Genomic DNA, 20,077 nt, shown 5'->3' with positions numbered 1-20,077 from the left:
GCACGGCTCTTGTTTGTCCAGCCAGCAGTGAGTTTTCCAATGGACCGAATCCGACTCTTTGCGAGCGTGCTGATGGCCGGCGGCCTGGCCGGCTGCATCATGCTGCCTCCACCCCCTCCACCCATGCTCCATGGTCCCGCGCCGGGCTTTCGCGGCGAAGGGCCGCCGATGAACTACGGCGCGCGCAGGCCGCCGCCGCTCGGCTGGGAAGCCTGCGACGGCGCGCGGGACGGCTGCATGCGCGGCATGCCGGGCCAACCCGACGCCCAGGCTCCAGGAGCCCGTTGATGACCGGGGCGCAATTGCACTCCGGCAACCTCGGCACGGTCATCGCCGGCGTGATCCTCCTCGGCATGGCCGGCGTGGCCTGCATGATGTTTTCGCTGTTCATCACCAACCTGCGGCAGGGCGCGAGGGCGCGCGGGCTCGCGGCGCAGGCTCGCGACGAGGCGCAGCAAAGGCTGGGCGCGAGCCGCGTGCAGGACCTGCGGCCGCTGCTCGATGCCGCCCCGGCCTGCCGGGGCATCCGCCTCGACATCCAATTGCCGCCAGAGGCTGTTCCCGTGCTGGCGATAGAGAACGAGCTGCGCGATCTGCTCGCCAAGGTCGCGGCATATGCGGCCAGCGTGATGCGCGCGGGCGCGACGCTGCAGGTTTGCGCCCAGGCGGAGGGCGGGCAGGCGGTGATCCACTGGCGCGACCTCGATGCCGTCGACGTGCGGCCGCCGCTGGCGAGGTTCTTCGACAACGCCCACACGGCGGCAGTCGGTGCCAGCGCCCGGACCTGCGAGCGCATCGCCAGCCACCATGGCGGACGCATCTACTCGGCGCCGCATGCAGGAGGCGTGCTGGGGCTGACGCTGCGCCTGCCGCTGCTGGCCGGCGAGCGCGTTCAGGGATTGACCGGCTGACTGATCGACGCCGGCCGGAACGGGCCCCCTGGAACTCCGCGCCATACTCGCGGTCCCACGGTGCCGCCGCCTTTCTTTCCCGATGCCGAACGTGCGATTCATTGCTTCTCTGACCTCTTTTTTCCGTGCGCTCGCCGCGAGCGCGGCCCTTCTCGCCGCCGGTGCACTGCATGCGCAGGCCTTGCCGGCGGGCGTGCACCTTGGCATGTCGGCCGAGGAACTGCGGGCCGTGCTGCCCGCGGCCGAGCGTGTGCAGCGCCCGCAGCGGCTGAGCGGCGGACTGGCCGGCAGCTGGCGCGCGGCCCCGGTCGAGATGGCGGGGCTGCTGTTCGAGCCGACCTTCTTCTTCGCCGCCTCGGAGCTGCGCCGCGTCGAATACGTGGCGACGGCGCAGGCCACGCCCGACAACGGCGCGGCGGCCTTCGCGGCGCTCGTGCGATGGGGCCGAGGGGCGTTCGGCAATGAACTCGCATCGCACGACCCGGGCAGCGCGTACGCCGCGTGGGTGAGCAACGACACCGACGTCTACGTGCAGCAGCAGGCCGGCGATCCGCGCCGCGCGAGCGTGCGGCTGGTCTACAAGGCGCGGCAGCTGCGCGACGGCAGCGAACTCTGAGCGCCGCCGCGCCATGGGAAGTTGTCCTGCAAGCCGATTCGAATCCGTCCGGCCGGCGGCGCCCGGCAGGCGGAGAGACTGCCGTCTCCAAATTCTTCATGGAGACGACGATGCCCGAGGCCAGCGAGGTCCGCATTCCGCAGGACGATGAGCAGATTGATGTCACCGACCTGAAAGAGGTCGACTACTGGACAAAATGGTTCGGCGTGACCGAGGCTCGCCTGCGCACGGCCGTGGCGTCTGCCGGCACGCGCAGGGACGATCTGCGCGTCTACCTCGGGCTACCCTGAAGCGGCTGCAGCCGAGCTGCTTCAGGCTGCGGCCAGCATGCCCCGTTCCTCGATGAACGCGACCACCTCGGCCACGCCGGTGAGCGTCTTGAGGTTCGTCATCACGTAGGGCCGCTGGCGGCGCATGCGCTGCGTGTCCTGCTCCATCACGTCGAGGTTCGCGCCCACGTAGGGGGCGAGGTCGGTCTTGTTGATGACGAACAGGTCGCTCTTGGTGATGCCGGGGCCGCCCTTGCGCGGAATCTTTTCGCCGGCCGCCACGTCGATCACGTAGATCGTGAGGTCCGACAGCTCGGGGCTGAAGGTGGCCGCGAGGTTGTCGCCGCCGGATTCGACGAACACGATGTCGGCGTCCGGAAAATCCTCGAGCATGCGGTCGATGGCTTCGAGGTTGATCGACGCGTCCTCGCGGATGGCGGTGTGCGGGCAACCGCCCGTCTCGACGCCCATGATGCGTTCAGCCGGCAGCGCGCCAGACACCGTCAGCAGACGCTGGTCTTCCTTGGTGTAGATGTCGTTGGTGATGGCGATCAGGTCGTACTTGTCGCGCATCGCCTTGCAGAGCATCTCGAGCAGCGTGGTCTTGCCCGAGCCGACCGGGCCGCCGATGCCTACGCGCAGCGGGGGCAGTCTCTTGGTGCGATGGGGGATGTGGTGCAGGGCGGAGGTCATGGAGGGGGTGTCCGGTTCAGCTTCGGAAGAGGCGGGAATATTGTGTTTCATGACGGGCCGACAACACCGCCAGCAGGGGCGCGAAGGCCTGGCGCTGGTCGTCGCCGAGGGCCATGGCGCGGGCCACGGCATCCGGGATTTCCTGCGCCAGCCGCCCCAGGATGCGCTGGCCCGCGCTCTGGCCGAGCGGCACGGCCTTGACGGCGGCGGCGACCATGTTCTCGGCCCAGCCGAAGGCGAAGGCCAGGCAGCCGTCGTGCACCGTGGCGCCGGTGCGGCCGACCGCGAAGGCGAAGGCGATGGGGTAGCTCGCGGGCAGGTCGGTGAATACTTCGGCCGTGTCGGCGTGGTGCAGCTTGAGCCACTCGACGAAGGAGCGGCCCATCTGTTCGGTCTGCAGGAAAAATTCGGCCGATTCGCGGGTGCTCATCACCCACTGATTGAGTTCGCGGATGCGCGGCATGTCGTTGGCGCGCCAGGCCGCGATGGCCTGCGCGAAGGCCGCGAGATCGCCGCGCGCGAAGCTCAGGTGCAATTGGTCGGCGAGCCATTCGGCGGCCTTGGCCTCCGAGTCGACGCCGGCCCATTCCACTGCCGCCTCGATGCCTTCGGAATACGAGAAGCCGCCCACGGGCAAGGCCGGCGAGGCGAGCCAGATGAGCTGCAGCAAGCTGTTGGCGCTGACTGGGTTGGGCATGTCAGTTTTTCACTGCGCGACTTTGTTCGGGGCGCGTGCACAGGCCACCGGGCGCTCCCCTCCGCGAATGTCCCCCGTCGGCGTGAGCGCGCCCCGGATCACGCATGGCCATGCTCGTCGAGCAGTTCCGGCGCGAGCACGAGCGGCTTCGGGCCTTTGCTGCCGCCATGCGAGTGCCCATGGCCGTGGCTGTGACCCCCGCTGTGCGAATGCTCATGCGAACCATAGGCGCCGTTCTCGGGTTCGAAGGCTTCTTCCACCGCCACGACGATCAGGTGCATCGAACGCAGCATGTCGGCCAGCACATGGTCGGGCTCGATCTTGAGATGGTCGGGCCTGAGCTCGATCGGCACATGCCGGTTGCCCAGGTGATAGGCCGCGCGCGTCAGGTCGAAAGGCGTGCCGTGGGCCGTGCAATGCGTGATGCGCAGCACGGGCTGCGGCGCGGCGATGACGCGGACCAGCGAGCCGTCTTCGGCCACCAGCACATCGCCACCCCGCACGGCGGTGCCGCGTGGCAGGAACACGCCGATCTGGCGGCCCTGCGAGTCGGTGGCGTCGAAGCGGCTTTTCTGGCGAATGTCCCAGTCGAGCTCGATGGTGGCGGCGCGCTTGAGCAGAACGGGTGCAAGGCCGCGGCCCTGGGGCATGAGTTTGTTGGCGGTGAGCATGGTGCGAAGGGGCACCCTGCGAGGCGCCCATGGACTGGATGAATACCTTCGAGGATACGCAGCCTGTCAAGCAGGCGCTTGCTCCAGTTTCAAAACAGGAAATACCGCTGCGCCATCGGCAGCAGCTTCGCCGGCTCGCAGGTCAGCAGGTGCCCGTCGGCGCGCACTGCGTAGGTCTGCGCATCGATCTCCATCTTCGGCGTGTAGCCGTTGTGGATCAGATCCTTCTTGCGCACGTTGCGGATGTTCTTCACCGCGCTGAGGTTCTTGCTCAGGCCGTAGCGTTCCTTGATGCCCGAGGCCAGACCGGCCTGCGAGACGAAGGTCAGCGAGCTTTTCGCGAGGGAACCGCCGTACGCGCCGAACATCGGCCGGTAGTGCACCGGCTGTGGCGTGGGTATCGACGCGTTCGGGTCGCCCATCGCAGCCATCGCGATGGTGCCGCCCTTCAGGATGGTGAAGGGCTTCACGCCGAAGAAGGCCGGCTTCCAGATCACGATGTCGGCCCACTTGCCGACTTCGAGCGAGCCGACCTCGTGCGCGATGCCGTGCGCGATGGCCGGGTTGATCGTGTACTTGGCGACGTAGCGCCTGGCGCGGAAGTTGTCGTTGCGCTCGTTGTCCTCCGGCAGCGTGCCGCGCTGCAGCTTCATCTTGTGCGCGGTCTGCCAGGTGCGGATGATGACTTCGCCCACACGCCCCATGGCCTGGCTGTCGGAGCTGAACATGCTGATCGCGCCGAGGTCGTGCAGCACGTCTTCGGCGGCAATCGTTTCCTTGCGGATGCGCGATTCGGCAAAGGCCAGGTCTTCGGCGATGCTGGCGTCGAGGTGGTGGCACACCATGAGCATGTCGACGTGTTCGTCGAGCGTGTTCACGGTGTAGGGCATCGTGGGGTTGGTGGAGGAGGGCAGGAAGTTGGCCTCGCCCACCACGCGCAGGATGTCGGGCGCATGGCCGCCGCCCGCACCTTCGGTGTGGAAGGCGCAGATGGCGCGCCCGCCCACGGCCGCGATAGTGTTCTCGACAAAGCCCGATTCGTTGAGCGTGTCGCTGTGGATGGCCACCTGCGTGTCGGTGGCGTCGGCCACGTCGAGGCAGTTGCTGATGGCCGCGGGCGTGGTGCCCCAGTCTTCGTGCAGCTTCAGGCCGATGACGCCGGCTTCGATCTGCTCGTGCAGCGCGTGAGGCAGGCTCGCATTGCCCTTGCCGAGGAAGCCCAGGTTCATCGGGAACGCATCGGCCGCCTGCAGCATGCGCTCGATGTGCCAGGGGCCGGGCGTGGCGGTGGTCGCGAAGGTGCCGGTGGCGGGGCCGGTGCCGCCGCCGAGCATGGTGGTCACGCCGGAGGTCAGCGCCTCCTCGATCTGCTGCGGGCAGATGAAGTGGATGTGGCTGTCGATGCCGCCGGCGGTGACGATGTTGCCCTCGCAGCTGATGATCTCGGTGCCCGGGCCGATGACGATGTCCACGCCCGGCTGCACGTCGGGGTTGCCGGCCTTGCCGATGGCGGCGATGCGGCCGTCCTTCAGGCCGATGTCGGCCTTGACGATGCCCCAGTGGTCGAGGATGAGCGCGTTGGTCAGCACCGTGTCGACGGCGCCCTGCAAACGCGTGCGCTGCGATTGCGCCATGCCGTCGCGAATCGTCTTGCCGCCGCCGAACTTCACCTCTTCGCCGTAGCCGCCGGCGCGCAAGGTGTAGTCAGCCTCGACTTCGATCAGCAGGCCGGTGTCGGCAAGACGGACCCGGTCGCCCACGGTGGGGCCGAAGATTTCTGCGTAGGCACGTCGCCCGATGGTGGCCATGTTTAAAGCTTCCCTTGAACCAGGCCGCGAAAGCCGTAGACGATGCGATCGCCCGAAAAATCGACCAGTTCGACCGTGCGCTGCTGGCCCGGTTCGAAGCGCACCGCGGCGCCCGATGCGATGTTCAGCCGCATGCCGCGCGCGGCCTCGCGGTCGAAGCCGAGCGCGCCGTTGGTCTCGGCGAAGTGGTAGTGCGAGCCGACCTGGATCGGCCGGTCGGCGGTGTTGCGCACCACCAGCGTGAGGGTACGGCGGCCGGGGTTGAGCGTGTGCTCGCCGTCGCCGGTGAGGAGTTCGCCGGGGATCATGTTCAGACGGCCTGTGCCAGCAGCGACGCACCGAGCACCACGACCGCGGCGCCGGCCACGCGCGGCAGCCATGCGTTGGCGTGACGCAGCGCCCAGCCTACTGCGATGCCCGCGAGGTGCAGCAGCACGGTCGCGCCGGCCATGCCGGCCAGCGTGAGGGCCGCGCCTTCTTCGCTCGCCAGTTCGTGGCCGTGGGCCACGCCATGGAAAACGGCGAACACGCCGACGACCGCCATGGCGACCACGGCCGGCAGGTGAACGCGCGTGGCCACCAGCAGGCCGAGCACCAGCAGCGAGGCCGCGATCATCGGCTCGACCGCCGGCAGCTGCACGCCGGCCAGGCCCATCAGCGCGCCCACCAGCAGCATGCCGGCGAAGGCCAGCGGCGCCCAGAGCAGGTCGGGCCAGGCGCGGCGCGCGGCCAGCGCGCTCCAGAGGCCTACCGCGACCATGGCGGCGAGGTGGTCGGCGCCGGTCAGCGGATGCAGGAACCCCGTGGTGAAGCCGTGGTGCAGGCCGCCGTCGACGCCGGTGTGGGCGCTGGCTGCGAGTGGCAGCAGGAGGGCGAGCAAGGCGAGGGTTCTGGAGGCGTTGTGGCGCATGGAAAGTCCTTTTGTTCTTTGAATTTCAGACGATGGGCTGGTGCACGGTGACCAGCTTGGTGCCGTCCGGGAAGGTGGCTTCGACCTGGATGTCCGGGATCATCTCGGCGATGCCGTCCATCACGTCGGCGCGGGTCAGCACGCCGCGCCCGTCGCTCATGAGCTCGGCGACGCTCTTGCCGTCGCGGGCGCCTTCCATCACGGCGGCCGAAATCAGGGCGATGGCCTCGGGGTAGTTGAGCTTCAGGCCGCGGGCCTTGCGGCGTTCGGCGAGCAGCGCCGCGGTGAAGATCAGCAGCTTGTCTTTTTCGCGCGGAGTCAGTTCCATGGGATCGGCATCGGGTGGCGGAGGGTGGCGGCCATTATGGGCAAGCCGGCTTCGTTGCAACAGTCGTGCCCTGTTCGCCAAAAGTCGTACGGGTGGCACGAAAGATGCACCGAAACGGTGTGAATCCCGATGCCACACCCACCAGCCCCGACGACGCCCCCCAGCGCATCGTCAAGGTGCGGCGCGACTACAACAGCTGGGTGGCCAGCGAGACGCTGGAGGACTACGCGCTGCGCTACACGCCGCAGCGCTTTCGCAAGTGGTCCGAATGGCGGGTGGCCAACACCGCCTTCGGGGCGGCGTCGTTCCTGATCCTGGAGGCGGTGGGCGCCACGCTGCTGGTGCAGTACGGCTTCGCCAACGCCTTCTGGGCGATCCTGGCGACCGGGCTCATCATCTTCCTGGCGGGCGTGCCGATCAGCGTGTATGCGGCGCGCTACGGCGTCGACATGGATTTGCTCACGCGCGGCGCGGGTTTCGGCTACATCGGCTCCACGCTCACCTCGCTGATCTACGCGAGCTTCACTTTCATCTTCTTTGCGCTCGAGGCGGCGGTGATGGCCTATGCGCTGGAACTGGCACTGGGCATCCCGCCTGTGTGGGGCTACCTGGTGTGCGCGCTGGTGGTGATCCCGCTGGTCACGCACGGCGTGTCGGCCATCAGCCGGCTGCAGCTGTGGACGCAGCCGCTGTGGCTGCTGATGCTGGTGGTGCCTTTTGCCTACGTGCTGGTGCGCGATCCTGGTGCATTTGCGGGCATCGTGCACTACAACGGGGTTCGCTCGGGCACGGGTGGCTTCAATTTGCACCTGTTTGGCGCTGCGCTCACGGTCGGCATCGCGCTGATCACGCAGATGGGCGAGCAGGCCGACTACCTGCGCTTCATGCCCGCGCGCACCGCGGCCACGGCGCGCCGCTGGTGGGGCGCGGTGCTGGCCGGAGGGCCGGGCTGGGTGGTGCTGGGCGTGCTCAAGATGCTGGGCGGGGCGCTGCTGGCCTACCTGGCGCTCACGCACATGGTGCCGGCCGACCGTGCGGTCGATCCGAACCAGATGTACCTCGCGGCCTACGAGTACGTGTTTCCGCACTACGGCTGGGCGGTGGCGGCCACGGCGCTGTTTGTGGTGATCTCGCAGCTCAAGATCAATGTCACCAACGCCTATGCCGGTTCGCTGGCCTGGAGCAATTTTTTCTCGCGCGTGGCGCACAGCCACCCGGGGCGCGTGGTGTGGGTGGTGTTCAACGCGCTGATCGCCTTCATGCTGATGGAGATGAACGTGTTCGAGGCGCTGGGCGACGTGCTCGGTCTGTTCGCCAACATCGCCATCGCCTGGATGATGGCCGTGGTGGCCGACCTCGTCATCAACAAGCCGCTGGGGCTGTCGCCGCCGGGCATCGAGTTCAAGCGCGCGCACCTGTGGGACATCAACCCGGTGGGCGTGGGCGCGATGGCGCTGGCCTCGGTGCTGTCGATCACCGCGCACCTGGGCATGTTCGGTCCGCTGGCGCAGGCCTTCTCGGCGTTGATCGCGCTCGGCACGGCGCTGGTGGCATCGCCGCTGCTGGCCTGGGCGACGGGGGGCAAGTACTACCTGGCGCGCGGCTCCGATGAACACCACGGTGCGGTGGCTTTCGCGCCTGCCGGAGGTTCGCGCACGGTGCGCTGGGCCAAGGTCGAGACCGGCAGCTACCAACGCCTGAAGGTGCAGCATTGCGTGATCTGCGAGCGCGAGTACGAGGGGCCGGACATGGCGCATTGCCCCGCCTACCAGGGCGCGATCTGTTCGCTGTGCTGTACGCTCGATGCGCGCTGCGGCGACCTGTGCAAGCCGCATGCGAGCCTCTCGTCGCAGTGGTCCGGCGTGCTGCGCTGGCTACTGCCGCGGCGCAGCTGGCGCTACCTCGACACGGGGCTCGGCCACTTCCTGCTGCTGATGCTGGTCATCGTGCCGCTGCTGGCCGTGGTGTTCGGCGTGCTCTACCAGCAGGAGCTGCGCGCGTTCGGCGAAGGCGCGCTGGAGCTGGCCTCCGAGGCCGACGTGGCTGCGGCGCTGGCAGGCGTGCAGAAGCTGTCGCTGCGCTCGGGCTTCCTCAAGGCGTACATGGCGCTGCTGGTCATCGCGGGCATCGTTGCGTGGTGGCTGGTGCTGGCGCACCAGAGCCGCAAGGTGGCGCAGGAAGAATCGAACCGGCAGACCCACCTGCTGGTGCGCGAGATCGAACTGCACCGCGAGACCGACCGCGCGCTGCAGGCCGCCAAGCAGGCCGCCGACGAGGCGCGCGAGATCGCGGAGCAGGCCAAGCTCGCGGCCGAGCAGGCCAAGCAGGCCGCCGACCAGGCCAACCAGGCCAAGAGCCGCTACATCAGCGCCATCAGCCACGAACTGCGCACGCCCCTCAACAGCATCCTCGGCTATGCGCAGCTGATGGGCGAAGACCATTCGGTGCCGCCGCACCGCCAGCAGGCGGTAGCGGTCATCAAGCGCGGCGGCGAGCACCTGCTGTCGCTCATCGAGGGCACGCTCGCCATCGCGCACATCGAGGCCGGCAAGCTCACGCTGCATGCGCGGCCGATGCGCTTCGCCGACACGATGCGCGAACTGGCCGACATGTTCGAGCTGCAGGCGGCGGAGAAGGGGTTGCAGTTCCACTTCGATGCTGCAGGCGCGTTGCCCGAGGTGGTGCGCGCGGATGAAAAGCGCGTGTGCCAGATCCTCATCAACCTGCTGGGCAACGCGATCAAGTTCACGGCGGCCGGGCAGGTCACGCTGCGGCTGGCCTATGCGCGCGAGTTCGCGTCGGTGGAGATCGAGGACACCGGACCGGGCATGCCGGCCGGGGACATCGAGCGGATCTTCGAGCCGTTTGCGCGCGGGAATGCAGCGGGCGCATCGGCCGCGCCGGGCGCGGGCCTGGGGCTCACCATCGCCAAGATGCTGACCGACCTGATGGGCGGCGAGATGAAGGTGCAGAGCACGCCTGGCGTGGGCTCGCTGTTCTGCGTGCGCCTGTTCCTGCCGCGCGTGCACGACGCCATGGCCGGCACCGGCCGGCCGCTGCCGGTGCAGCGCGCGCGGCGCGGCTACGAAGGCCCGCGCCGCCGCCTGCTGGTGGTCGACAACGAGGAGGCCGACCGCGACCTTCTGGGGCATGTGCTCGCGCCGCTGGGCTTCGAACTGCGCAGCGCGGCCAGCGGGCACGATGCGCTGGACCTCATCGCCGCCGGCTACCGGCCCGACGCGATGTTCGTCGACCTCGCGATGCCTGGCATCGACGGCTGGGAGACGATCCGCCGCGCGCGCAAGCTGGGGCTGACCGAGGCCTCGGTGGCCATCGTCTCGGCCAACGCCTTCGACAAGGGGCTCGACAACGACGTGGGCATTGCGCCCGAAGACTTCTTCGTGAAGCCCGTGCGCCACTCGGAGCTGCTCGACTGGCTCGAACGCCGGCTCGGGCTGCAATGGACCGACACCGCCGCCGGGCCTGCGCCGGTTGCAGTTGCGCGCCCGCTGCTGCCACCTTCGCTGGAGCGCCTGCGCGTGCTCGAGGAGGCAGTGGGGCTGGGCTACTTCCGCGGCATCATGAACCAGCTCGACGCCATCGACGCGGCGCAGCCCGAATGCAGTGCATGGACTGAGGCCCAGCGCACGCTGGCGCGCCAGTTCCAGTTCGAAGCCATGAGCCGTGCGCTCGCCGACGCCGTCGAAAGCGCCGCATGACACAGACGCCACCTCCCGCCGCGGAAACATCGCCGCTCGCCAGGACGCTGCGCGAGCAGCAGGGCGCCAACAGCGATCTCGTGCTGATCGTCGACGACGTGCCCGACAACCTCGCCGTGCTGCACGACGCGCTCGACGAATCGGGCTATACCGTGCTCATCGCCACCAACGGCGAACAGGCGCTGCAGCGCGCCGCCCAGGCGCGGCCCGACATCGTGCTGCTCGACGCGATGATGCCGGGCATCGACGGCTTCGAGGTGGCGCGCCGCCTCAAGGCCGATGCGGCCACGGCGCACATTCCCATCGTGTTCATGACCGGGCTCACCGAGACCGAACACCTCGTGGCCGCGCTGGAAGCCGGGGGCGTCGACTACGTCACCAAGCCCATCAAGCCGAAGGAAGTGCTCGCGCGCATGAACGTGCACCTGCAGGGCGCGCGCCGCGCGCGGCAGGACGCGCGGCAGGCCGGGCAGGCGCGCAACGCGCTCGATGCCTTCGGCTACGCGAGCATCACCGTGCGCCTGCCCGAAGGCCGGCTGATCTGGCAGACGGCCCTCGCGCGCGACCTGCTGCAGCGCTACTGCGACACGCGCGCGCCCGAGACACCACCCGCGGTGCTCGAATGGCTGCGCAGCCACACGCCCGACGCGCGCCAGCGCGGCATCGAGCCGCCGGCGCTGTCCATCGTGCAGGGCGCCAGCAGCCTCACGCTGCGCCTGCACCAGCAGACCAGCAGCGACGACGACGGCGACGAGTGGATGATCGTCATGCGCGAGGTGTCCGACACCGGCGTGATCGAGGCCATGAGCCTGAGCCTGAAGCTCACGGCGCGCGAGGCCGAGGTGCTGTACTGGGTGGTCAAGGGCAAGACCAACAAGGACATCGGCGAGATCCTCGGCAGCAGCCCGGCCACCGCCAAGAAGCACCTCGAGCGGGTGTACGTGAAGCTCGGCGTGGAGACGCGCACGGCCGCGGCCGGCGTGGCCATCAAGCGCATCCGCGAGCTGCAGCCGCAGTTCGAGATCTGAGGTTCGATGGCCGCCGGTTCCCCGCGCCGTGTCATGGCGCCTGCTTGCAGCGTCCCTAGAATGGTTCAAGGTCCACCGGACGCGCGCGATGAAGAACAACAGGCACAACAGGACAACAACCCGACCGACATGCCGCGGCTGGATGCTTGCTGCTTCCTGCCTGTTCGTGAGCCTGGGCGCGAGTCCTGGCGCACGGGCCGCCGGCCATTTCGACGTGGACGACGCCAGCACGCTCGACCCGGGCCAATGCCAGTACGAGACCTGGTGGAGCCGCACGGGCACGGAGCCGGTCACGGGGTTCCACCTCGGGCCCGCCTGCCGGGTGGGTCCCATCGAGCTGGGCCTGAACTTCGACCGCACCTCGGTGCAGGGCGTGCACTCGGTCACCGGCGGGCCGCAGGTCAAATGGAATTTCTACGGGCAGGCGGCGGATGCGCCGTTCAGCGCCGCCGTGTCGGCCGGCATCGTCTCGGACCTGCGGCGCGGCGGCCGCATGGGTGGGCAGTTCGTCGTGCCGATGACGTGGCGCCCGGCCAGCAGCCTGCAGGTGCATGTCAACTTCGGTGCCGACTGGGCGCTGGGCACCGGCCTTCGCACGCCGCGCGGCGGCGCGGGCGTCGAATGGGCGCTGAACGACACCGTGTCGCTCATCGCAGAACGCAACCGTGCGGCGGGCGTCTGGACTTCGCGCATTGGCGGGCGTTTCAGCCTCACGCCGCTGATCAGCGTGGACGTGAGCGCGTCGCGCACCGGGCCGCAGGGCGTGCGCGGCTTCGCGATCGGGCTGAACCACGAATTCACCTGGAAGTGAGCCTGCCGCAGGAGGCGCTGTATCCGATTTCCGCGAATCCCATCGATGGGCCTGGTTGTCGATCGAGCATCCGGCCCTGCGCAATTTTTGATTCCGACTGCAAAAGATTTGGTGACAACCTCCCATGCCTGATCCCGTGACGACATCGCCCGTGCTGGACTTCAAGTTCGCTGCTCCTCCCCTCGATTCCGCGGCTCATCCTTCGGGCAACCCCTTGGGCATGGCGGCACGCAACCGGACACCCAGGCCCGTGCGCAACCCGAACCTGCGCGGCCTGCAGTGCCTGCGGTGCGATGCGCTCTTCCCCCTCGCGCTGGCGCACGACGGATGTCCCGCGTGCAGGCGCGGAGGCCTTCACGTCGCGCTGCGCGCCAGCTACCTGCCCGGCAGCGCCGAAGCGATGCCCATGCCCTACACCTCCGGCTTCGCGCTGGGCGAAGGGCAGACGCCGCTGCAGGACGTGCCCGAGCTGGCGCGGCAGTTCGACGTGGGTCGGCTGGCCATCAAGGACGAGTCTTGCAATCCCACCGGCTCGCACAAGGACCGCATGACCGCGGTGGGCGTGGCGCAGGCGCTCGATTTCGACGCCCACACGCTGGTGCTGGCCTCGTCGGGCAACGCGGCCGTGTCGGCGGCGCACTATGCATGGGCCGCGGGCCTGGGCTGCGAAGTGGCCACCTACGAAGGCATGCCGGCCACCTATGCGCGGCAGCTCGATGCACTCGGCGCGCGGCGCTATGTGTTCGCCGACAACGCGGGCCGCTGGGCCTTCGTGCGCGAGCGTGCGCAGCACCCCGGCTACTTCGCGCTGACCAACTACCGCCTGCCCGCGCTGGGCAGTGCGCCGCTGGCAATCGAAGGCTACAAGCCGATCGCGCTCGAATGCGTGGCCGATGGCGGGTTGCCGGACCACATCGTGATTCCCACCGCGCGCGGCGACCTGGCCTGGGGCATCTACGCGGGCTTTCGCGACCTGCTGGCCGCGGGGCGCATCGCACGCCTGCCGAGGCTCTGGCTCGTGGAGCCGTTCCCGCGCCTGGCGCGCGTGCTCGCGGGCGGCCCCCTCAACGACAGCTACCCGGGCCACACCGCGCAGTTCTCCACCGCCGGAGCCACCGTCACCTACCTGCAGTGGCAGGCCGCCGCCGCGACGGGCGGCGGCGCGGTGGTCGTGGGCGACAACGAAGCGCGCGCCGCGCGCCGGCTGCTCTCGGCGTCCGGCATCAGCGCCGAGCTGTGCGCGGCCGGCGGCCTGGCCGCCCTGCGGCAGCTGCGCGAGAGCAACGCCGTCGCGGCCGACGCGCATGTGGTGCTGATGCTGACCGCCAGCGCGGCCGGCGATCCGAGCTGGCCCGACCGTCCTGTCTAGCCTTCGGCCTGCAGCCGCAGTAGGAGGCGAGCCCCTTACTTCGCGTCGCTGTAGACCGTGGCGCGCGACACGCCCATGTGCGCCGCGGCAATCTCGGCGCCCCGGCGGACCTCCAGCATGCCGGCCTTCTTCAGTTCCTGCACCAGCTGCTTGCGGTCGGCGGGCTTCAGCGAGCGCGACGTGGTCGCGCGCGACGCCGCGAACTCGTCGATGCGCGCGTGGATGCGGTCCGAGTGGTTGCCGCCGCTCTCGAGGTGCTCGTGCACATCCTTGTCGTCGATCTTTGTGAACTGCGAGATCGCGCTCTGGAAGCTCTGGAACAGCGTGAGGTCGACGTTGAGGCACAGCGCGGCCACGTATTCGCCGCTGTCGTCCTTGATGCCGATGGACGTGCTCTTGACCTTGCGCCCGTCGGGAAAGGTGTTGGCGTAGTTCGCGATCACCGCCGGAAACTCCGGGTCGCGGATGCGAGCGAGGCCCAGCTCGGTGACCGGCTGGCCGACCTCGCGGCCGCTCAGGCTGTTCTCGATGGCGTAGATCGCGTTCTTCGGGTTGCTCAGGTCGTGCACCACCACTTCGCAGAAGGGCGCAAAAGTCTGGCCCAGGCCTTCGGCCATGTTGCGCAGCATGTCCAGGAGCTGCTTGTTCGGCTTCTTCTTCATGCCGTGGAATGTATCCAGCTCTGGACGGACAATCCAATTCATACAAAAAGTACAGTGTTGGATGTATTATCTAATTTTGTACTGGAGCCCGCGAATGACCGCGAGAGAACGCGCACGCTATGTCGATCCCCGCACCGGCAGGCACTACGACCTGTCCGAACGCCGATGGCGCTCCGACGACGGCCACCCGATGATGGTCACGCCGCTGCCCGGCATCGGGCGCGACGACATCGATTCGCGCGTCCGCTCGCTGTGGCGCTACCGCGCGGCGCTGCCCGTGGCGATCGACCAGCCCGCGAGCATGGGCGAAGGCTGCACGCCGCTGGTGCAGAAGCGGTGGGGCGGCTTCGAGCCCTACTTCAAGCTCGAGTGGTTCAATCCGACCTGCAGCTTCAAGGACCGAGGCGCGGCGGTGATGATGTCTTTCCTGCGGCAGATCGGCGTCGATGCGGTGCTGGAAGACAGCTCCGGCAATGGCGGCGCGGCGATTGCGGCGGCCGGCGCGGCGGCGGGCATGCGCGTGAAGGTGCTCGCGCCGAGCTACACGCCCGCGCCGAAGGTGGCGCAGATCCGGGCCTTCGGCGCGGAGGTACAACTGGTGCCGGGGCCGCGCGAAGAGTCCGAATACGAGGCGGTGCGCCAGTCGGAATCGATCTTCTACGCGAGCCACAACTGGCATCCGTTCTTCCTGCAGGGTACGAAGACGCTGGCCTACGAGCTGTGGGAAGACCTGGGCTTCACCGCGCCCGACAACGTCGTGATTCCGACCGGCGCGGGCAGCAATGTGCTCGGCTGCTGGATCGGCTTCAAGGAACTGCTGGCGGCGGGGCAGATCGCGAAGCTGCCCCGCATCTTCGTGGCGCAGCCGCTGAACTGCTCGCCGATCGATGCGAGTTTCATGGCGGGCGCCGAGACGCTGGTGGAGCGCATCGTGCGGCCGACGATTGCCGAAGGCACGGCGATCAGGCGGCCCGTGCGCCTGCAGGAAATCCTGCAGGCGCTGCGCGAGACGGATGGCAAGACGGTGGCGCTGACCGAGGAGCAGATCGCGGCGGCGGTGCGCCGGCTGGCAGCGAGCGGGCTCTACGCGGAGCCGACGTCCGCCTCGGCAGCGGCGGCCATCGAGGTGCTGGCGCAGCGCGGCGACATCAAGGCCAGCGAGACGACGGTCGCGTTGCTGACAGGCACTGGCCTGAAATCGACGCAGTTCATGACCGAGCTGTTCGGCGCCGCCGTCGCCGTGTAGTCAGCACTACCAGGGCCACGCGATGCGTGTGCCCGTTCCCGTTTCGTCGGCGCGCGCATGCAGCAGGCGAGCGACGGTCAGGTCCTGCAGCGCGAGGCCGGTCATGTCGAAGACGGTGATGTCGGCGAGGGCTCGCTCGAAGGGCGTCTTGCCGCTCAGCAGGTCGCCCAGTTCGATGCATGCCGTGTCGGGCGCCCATTGGGTTTCGCCGATCTGCTGCGCCTGCGTCCGGTCGTCGACGAACAGCCGCACGCGCGGCAGCAGGCCGTCGGGAAGTTCGCGCTTGCCCCGGGTGTCCGCGCCGACGCAGTTCAGGTGCGTGCCGGGCCGAACGGCTTCGAGATCGAAGAGCGCGCCGCCGCCGCCCGGGGTGGCGGTGATCACGATGTCGCTTCGGGCGACTGCAGCGTTGCGGTCGGTGGCCGGCGCGATGTTGCAGCGGCCGGCGAAATGCGCCTCGAACGCCGCATTGCGCTGGCCGTTTGCGCTCACATAAAGAACCTCGCGCAGCGAGGGCATCAGCCGCAGCGCGAAGTCGAGCTGGATGCGCGCCTGTACGCCGGTGCCGAAAAGGCACAGCCGCGTGCTGTCGGCACGTGCGAGCTGCTGCAGGCCGAGCCCGCCTGCCGCGCCGGTGCGCACGGTCGTCACCGTGTTGCCGTCGATGACGCACAGCGGCCGGCCTGTCGCGGGGTCGATCAGCAGGATCGTCGCCTGGTGCGGCTCGCCGCCGCGCTGCCGGTTGTCCGGCCAGAAGCCGGCGGCCTTGAAGCCGAGCAGGTCCTGGACCTGCACGTCGCCGGACTTGATGCCGAATACCCCACCCGTGCGCAGCGGCTCGCGCACGACCGGAAAGACGCGGCCCTCGCGTTCGCTGTGCAGCACGAAGGCCTCGCGCACGGCCTGCAGCACGTCGTCGGGGGAGAGGAGGGTGTCGACCTGGTGCTTGTCGAGCAGCAGGAGCTGGGCATTGGAAGGCGCGATCGCGGATGTCATTTGGAAATATTATCTACTTCCAGACAAAACATCAAACTCCGGGCATTGGCGGGCTGTCAGCGTCCGGTGTGAACCTTGATCCGGATGGTCGCCACGTCCCATCCCCGGTTCTTGAGCCGCGTCACCAGCATCGGCGACAGCTGGCGCAGCTTGGCGGCCGCGGCGCTGCCCTTGACCAGCAGGCACCAGACGTCGCCCTCTGCGGGTCCGGCCTGGATGGCGCTGCGCATGGCCGGCGGGATCAATCCCTCGACGGCCTTGAGCCGCTCCGCAGCGTCGCGTGCGCGCGCCATCAGGCTGCCCAGGGTGGGCGAGCCTTCCGCTGCGTCCTGCAGCGAGATGGGAGGGGGCGTGCGGCGATACATGGGTAATCCAGGGGTTAGAAACAAGACAGCTAAAATGCCCGGTTTGCCGGCGTTCGCGCCGGAAAAAGGCCGCTTGCTTTCAAGCTTGATTTTGAAGCGGGCGCGCCCAACTGCTTTCACCATATCTTAGGGAATCCGGTCGCAGTGCCTGCCGTATCAGGCGCCCGCCCATCTCCACCCAATGGCAACCAACTTCCTGACCCAGATCTTCGGCAGTCGCAACGACCGGCTCCTCAAGCAGTATCGCAAGACGGTGGAACGCATCAATGCGCTCGAACCCGAGTTCGAGAAGCTCAGTGACGATGCGCTGCGCGCCAAGACACAGGAGTTCAAGGACCGCATCGCCAAGGGCGAAACGCTCGACGACCTGCTGCCGGAAGCCTTCGCCACCGTGCGCGAAGGCTCCAAGCGCGTCATGAAGATGCGCCACTTCGACGTCCAGCTGCTCGGCGGCATGGCGCTGCACAACGGCAAGATCTCCGAAATGCGTACCGGCGAAGGCAAGACGCTGACCGCCACGCTGCCGGTGTACCTGAATGCGCTGTCGGGCCAGGGCGTGCACGTGGTCACGGTGAACGACTACCTGGCCAACCGCGACGCGACCTGGATGGGCCGCCTCTACAACTTCCTCGGTCTCTCGGTGGGCATCAACCTGCCGCAGATGCCGCGCGAGGAAAAGCAGGAGGCCTACCGCAGCGACATCACGTACGGCACGAACAACGAATACGGCTTCGACTACCTGCGCGACAACATGGTCTACGAGCCCGGCGACCGGGTCCAGCGCGGGCTGAACTATGCGATCGTCGACGAAGTGGATTCGATCCTGATCGACGAGGCCCGCACGCCGCTGATCATCAGCGGCCAGGCCGAAGACCACACCGACCTTTACCTTGCCATCAACAAGGTGGTGCCGCTGCTCACCAAGCAGGAAGGCGAAGCCGATCCGCGCACGGGCGAGGGCGTCACGGTGCCCGGCGACTTCACGGTCGACGAGAAGACCCACCAGGTGTTCCTGACCGAAGACGGCCACGAGAATGCCGAGCGCATCCTGGGCGAGCTGAAGCTGATTCCCGAGGGCGCATCGCTCTACGACCCGGCCAACATCACGCTGATGCATCACCTGAATGCGGCGCTGCGTGCACGCCACCTGTACCACCGCGACCAGCACTACGTGGTGCAGCAGGGCGAGGTGGTCATCGTCGACGAATTCACCGGCCGCCTGATGACGGGCCGCCGCTGGAGCGACGGCCTGCACCAGGCCGTGGAAGCCAAGGAAGGCGTGGAGATCCAGGCCGAGAACCAGACGCTGGCTTCCATTACCTTCCAGAACTACTTCCGCCTGTACGGCAAGCTGGCCGGCATGACCGGCACGGCCGATACCGAAGCCTACGAGTTCCAGGAGATCTACGGCCTCGAGACCGTCATCATCCCGCCCAACCGCGTCAGCAAGCGCGAAGACCAGCTCGACCGCGTCTACAAGACGACGCGCGAGAAGTACGAGGCGGCCATCCAGGACATCCGCGAGTGCTACGAGCGCGGCCAGCCGGTGCTGGTGGGCACCTCGTCCATCGAAAACTCGGAAATCATCGACGGCCTGCTCACGCAGGTGGGCCTGCCGCACCAGGTGCTGAATGCCAAGCAGCATGCGCGCGAAGCCGACATCGTGGCGCAGGCCGGCCGCACGAAGATGATCACCATCGCGACCAACATGGCCGGCCGCGGCACCGACATCGTGCTGGGCGGCAACATCGAGAAGATGATCGAGGCGATCGAGAACGACGAAGGCCGCGATGAAGCCACCAAGCAGGCCGACATCGAGCACGTGCGTGCCGAGTGGGCCAAGGACCACGAGTTCGTCAAGTCGCTCGGCGGCCTGCGCATCATCGCGACCGAGCGCCACGAATCGCGCCGCATCGACAACCAGCTGCGCGGCCGTTCGGGCCGCCAGGGCGACCCGGGCTCCTCGCGCTTCTACCTGAGCCTGGACGATCCGCTGATGCGCATCTTCGCGGGCGACCGCGTGAAGGCGATCATGGACCGCCTGAAGATGCCCGACGGCGAAGCCATCGAGGCCGGCATCGTCACGCGCAGCATCGAGAGCGCGCAGCGCAAGGTCGAGGCGCGCAACTTCGACATCCGCAAGCAGCTGCTCGAATACGACGACGTGTCGAACGACCAGCGCAAGGTGATCTACCAGCAGCGCAACGACATCCTCGATGCGGGCGACCTCACGGCGCAGATCGCGGCGCTGCGCGAAGGCTGCTTCACCGACCTCGTGCGCCAGTACGTGCCCAGCGAATCGGTCGAAGAGCAGTGGGACCTGGACGGGCTCGAGAAGAGCTTGTTCAACGAGTGGGGCATCGACATGCCGCTCAAGAAGGAAGTCGAAGCCTCGGACGCCATCGCCGACGATGACATCGTCGAGAAGGTGCTCAAGAACGCCAACGAAACCTTCGACGCCAAGGTCGCGCTGATCGGACAGGAGAACTTCACCCAGTTCGAGCGCATGGTGCTGCTGCAGAGCATCGACACGCACTGGCGCGAGCACCTGGCCTCGCTCGACTACCTGCGCCAGGGCATTCACCTGCGCGGCTATGCGCAGAAGCAGCCCAAGCAGGAATACAAGCGCGAAGCCTTCGAGCTCTTCGGCCAGCTGCTCGACTCGGTGAAGAACGAAGTCACGCGCCAGCTGATGACAGTGCGCGTGCAGTCGGGCGAGCAGCTCGAGGAAGCCGCGGAAGCGATGGAAAACCGTGGCGAGAACGTCTCGAACATCACCTACTCGGCACCGACCGAGACGGGCGAGGTCGAGATCCGCGTAGACGAGGAAAACCAGCGCCGCATCGCGGCTGCCGGCCTGGGCGCGCTCAGCGCGGAGGCCGCGGCTTTCGCGCGCGTCGGCCGCAACGATCCGTGCCCCTGCGGCAGTGGCAAGAAGTACAAGCAGTGCCACGGCAAGCTCAGCTGACCCCGCAACC

General features: G+C 68.2%; 20 protein-coding genes. 10 read left to right on the top strand and 10 right to left on the bottom strand.

Annotated elements, in window-relative coordinates:
* The first annotated feature begins 39 nt into the window (after positions 1-39).
* The 4 genes from ACCC97_RS23080 to ACCC97_RS23065 all read left to right on the top strand — a co-directional run bounded on the left by ACCC97_RS23080 (position 40) and on the right by ACCC97_RS23065 (position 1,817).
* On the top strand, positions 40-288 hold the full coding sequence (locus ACCC97_RS23080; protein ID WP_413335241.1) for a hypothetical protein: 249 nt from the start codon (positions 40-42) through the stop codon (positions 286-288).
* Positions 288-911 carry an ATP-binding protein gene (locus ACCC97_RS23075; RefSeq protein ID WP_413335240.1) on the top strand — a complete coding sequence of 208 codons (624 nt, stop codon included), beginning with the start codon at positions 288-290 and terminating at the stop codon, positions 909-911. Before ACCC97_RS23080 ends, ACCC97_RS23075 begins: the two co-directional genes overlap by 1 nt.
* A gap of 82 nt (positions 912-993) precedes the next feature.
* Positions 994-1,527, top strand: coding sequence for a hypothetical protein (locus ACCC97_RS23070; protein WP_413335238.1), 534 nt, complete (start codon positions 994-996; stop codon positions 1,525-1,527).
* A 98-nt stretch (positions 1,528-1,625) separates the two neighbouring features.
* The gene (locus tag ACCC97_RS23065; RefSeq protein ID WP_235507977.1) at positions 1,626-1,817 is read left to right on the top strand and encodes a DUF3606 domain-containing protein; all 192 of its coding nucleotides are present in this window, start codon (positions 1,626-1,628) and stop codon (positions 1,815-1,817) included.
* Positions 1,818-1,838: 21 nt separating this feature from the next.
* Here the strand turns inward: ACCC97_RS23065 and ureG are convergent, their stop codons facing one another.
* The 7 genes from ureG to ACCC97_RS23030 all read right to left on the bottom strand — a co-directional run bounded on the left by ureG (position 1,839) and on the right by ACCC97_RS23030 (position 6,903).
* Positions 1,839-2,489 (bottom strand): urease accessory protein UreG, encoded by a 651-nt coding sequence (gene ureG / locus ACCC97_RS23060; protein WP_007833183.1) that lies wholly within the window; start codon positions 2,487-2,489, stop codon positions 1,839-1,841.
* Between the two features lie 16 nt (positions 2,490-2,505).
* Complete coding sequence (locus ACCC97_RS23055; protein ID WP_007833192.1) at positions 2,506-3,186, bottom strand: urease accessory protein UreF; 681 nt, start codon at positions 3,184-3,186, stop codon at positions 2,506-2,508.
* Positions 3,187-3,284: 98 nt separating this feature from the next.
* Positions 3,285-3,857: an urease accessory protein UreE gene (ureE, locus tag ACCC97_RS23050; protein ID WP_007833194.1), complete on the bottom strand. Its 573-nt coding sequence runs from the start codon at positions 3,855-3,857 to the stop codon at positions 3,285-3,287.
* Positions 3,858-3,946: 89 nt separating this feature from the next.
* The gene (gene ureC, locus ACCC97_RS23045) at positions 3,947-5,665 is read right to left on the bottom strand and encodes an urease subunit alpha (protein ID WP_413335237.1); all 1,719 of its coding nucleotides are present in this window, start codon (positions 5,663-5,665) and stop codon (positions 3,947-3,949) included.
* 2 nt (positions 5,666-5,667) lie between these two features.
* A complete protein-coding gene (locus tag ACCC97_RS23040) occupies positions 5,668-5,973 on the bottom strand; it encodes an urease subunit beta (protein WP_007833201.1) in 306 nt (101 codons plus the stop codon).
* Positions 5,974-5,975: 2 nt separating this feature from the next.
* Entirely contained in the window at positions 5,976-6,575 is a 600-nt protein-coding gene (locus tag ACCC97_RS23035) for a HupE/UreJ family protein (protein ID WP_413335235.1), read from the bottom strand.
* 25 nt (positions 6,576-6,600) lie between these two features.
* Positions 6,601-6,903 carry an urease subunit gamma gene (locus ACCC97_RS23030; RefSeq protein ID WP_007833203.1) on the bottom strand — a complete coding sequence of 101 codons (303 nt, stop codon included), beginning with the start codon at positions 6,901-6,903 and terminating at the stop codon, positions 6,601-6,603.
* Between the two features lie 104 nt (positions 6,904-7,007).
* On the opposite strand from ACCC97_RS23030, the gene ACCC97_RS23025 reads away from it, so the two are divergent.
* The 4 genes from ACCC97_RS23025 (at position 7,008) to ACCC97_RS23010 (ending at position 13,830) form a co-directional block, all read left to right on the top strand.
* Entirely contained in the window at positions 7,008-10,622 is a 3,615-nt protein-coding gene (locus tag ACCC97_RS23025; RefSeq protein ID WP_413335233.1) for an ATP-binding protein, read from the top strand.
* Positions 10,619-11,650 carry a response regulator transcription factor gene (locus ACCC97_RS23020; protein ID WP_413335231.1) on the top strand — a complete coding sequence of 344 codons (1,032 nt, stop codon included), beginning with the start codon at positions 10,619-10,621 and terminating at the stop codon, positions 11,648-11,650. The genes ACCC97_RS23025 and ACCC97_RS23020 overlap by 4 nt, the downstream gene beginning before the upstream one ends.
* A gap of 142 nt (positions 11,651-11,792) precedes the next feature.
* On the top strand, positions 11,793-12,461 hold the full coding sequence (locus ACCC97_RS23015) for a hypothetical protein (protein WP_413335229.1): 669 nt from the start codon (positions 11,793-11,795) through the stop codon (positions 12,459-12,461).
* Positions 12,462-12,585: 124 nt separating this feature from the next.
* Positions 12,586-13,830 (top strand): threonine synthase, encoded by a 1,245-nt coding sequence (locus ACCC97_RS23010; RefSeq protein ID WP_413335227.1) that lies wholly within the window; start codon positions 12,586-12,588, stop codon positions 13,828-13,830.
* Between the two features lie 35 nt (positions 13,831-13,865).
* Here ACCC97_RS23010 and ACCC97_RS23005 read toward each other — a convergent pair whose 3' ends face one another.
* Positions 13,866-14,492 (bottom strand): transcriptional regulator, encoded by a 627-nt coding sequence (locus tag ACCC97_RS23005; RefSeq protein WP_042673369.1) that lies wholly within the window; start codon positions 14,490-14,492, stop codon positions 13,866-13,868.
* Between the two features lie 94 nt (positions 14,493-14,586).
* On the opposite strand from ACCC97_RS23005, the gene ACCC97_RS23000 reads away from it, so the two are divergent.
* Positions 14,587-15,738: a threonine synthase gene (locus ACCC97_RS23000; protein ID WP_007833215.1), complete on the top strand. Its 1,152-nt coding sequence runs from the start codon at positions 14,587-14,589 to the stop codon at positions 15,736-15,738.
* A gap of 6 nt (positions 15,739-15,744) precedes the next feature.
* Here the strand turns inward: ACCC97_RS23000 and ACCC97_RS22995 are convergent, their stop codons facing one another.
* Both ACCC97_RS22995 and ACCC97_RS22990 read right to left on the bottom strand, forming a co-directional pair.
* The gene (locus tag ACCC97_RS22995; RefSeq protein WP_413335225.1) at positions 15,745-16,734 is read right to left on the bottom strand and encodes an ornithine cyclodeaminase family protein; all 990 of its coding nucleotides are present in this window, start codon (positions 16,732-16,734) and stop codon (positions 15,745-15,747) included.
* A 56-nt stretch (positions 16,735-16,790) separates the two neighbouring features.
* On the bottom strand, positions 16,791-17,099 hold the full coding sequence (locus ACCC97_RS22990) for a hypothetical protein (RefSeq protein WP_007833220.1): 309 nt from the start codon (positions 17,097-17,099) through the stop codon (positions 16,791-16,793).
* Positions 17,100-17,280: 181 nt separating this feature from the next.
* Here ACCC97_RS22990 and secA point away from each other — a divergent pair, with 181 nt between their 5' ends.
* Complete coding sequence (gene secA / locus ACCC97_RS22985; protein ID WP_413335223.1) at positions 17,281-20,067, top strand: preprotein translocase subunit SecA; 2,787 nt, start codon at positions 17,281-17,283, stop codon at positions 20,065-20,067.
* Positions 20,068-20,077 lie beyond the last annotated feature (10 nt).

Source organism: Variovorax sp. Varisp85, assembly GCF_047304045.1.
Lineage (GTDB): Bacteria > Pseudomonadota > Gammaproteobacteria > Burkholderiales > Burkholderiaceae_C > Variovorax.
Note: the sequence above shows the minus strand (reverse complement) of the source record. Positions and strands in the feature narration are given on the sequence as shown.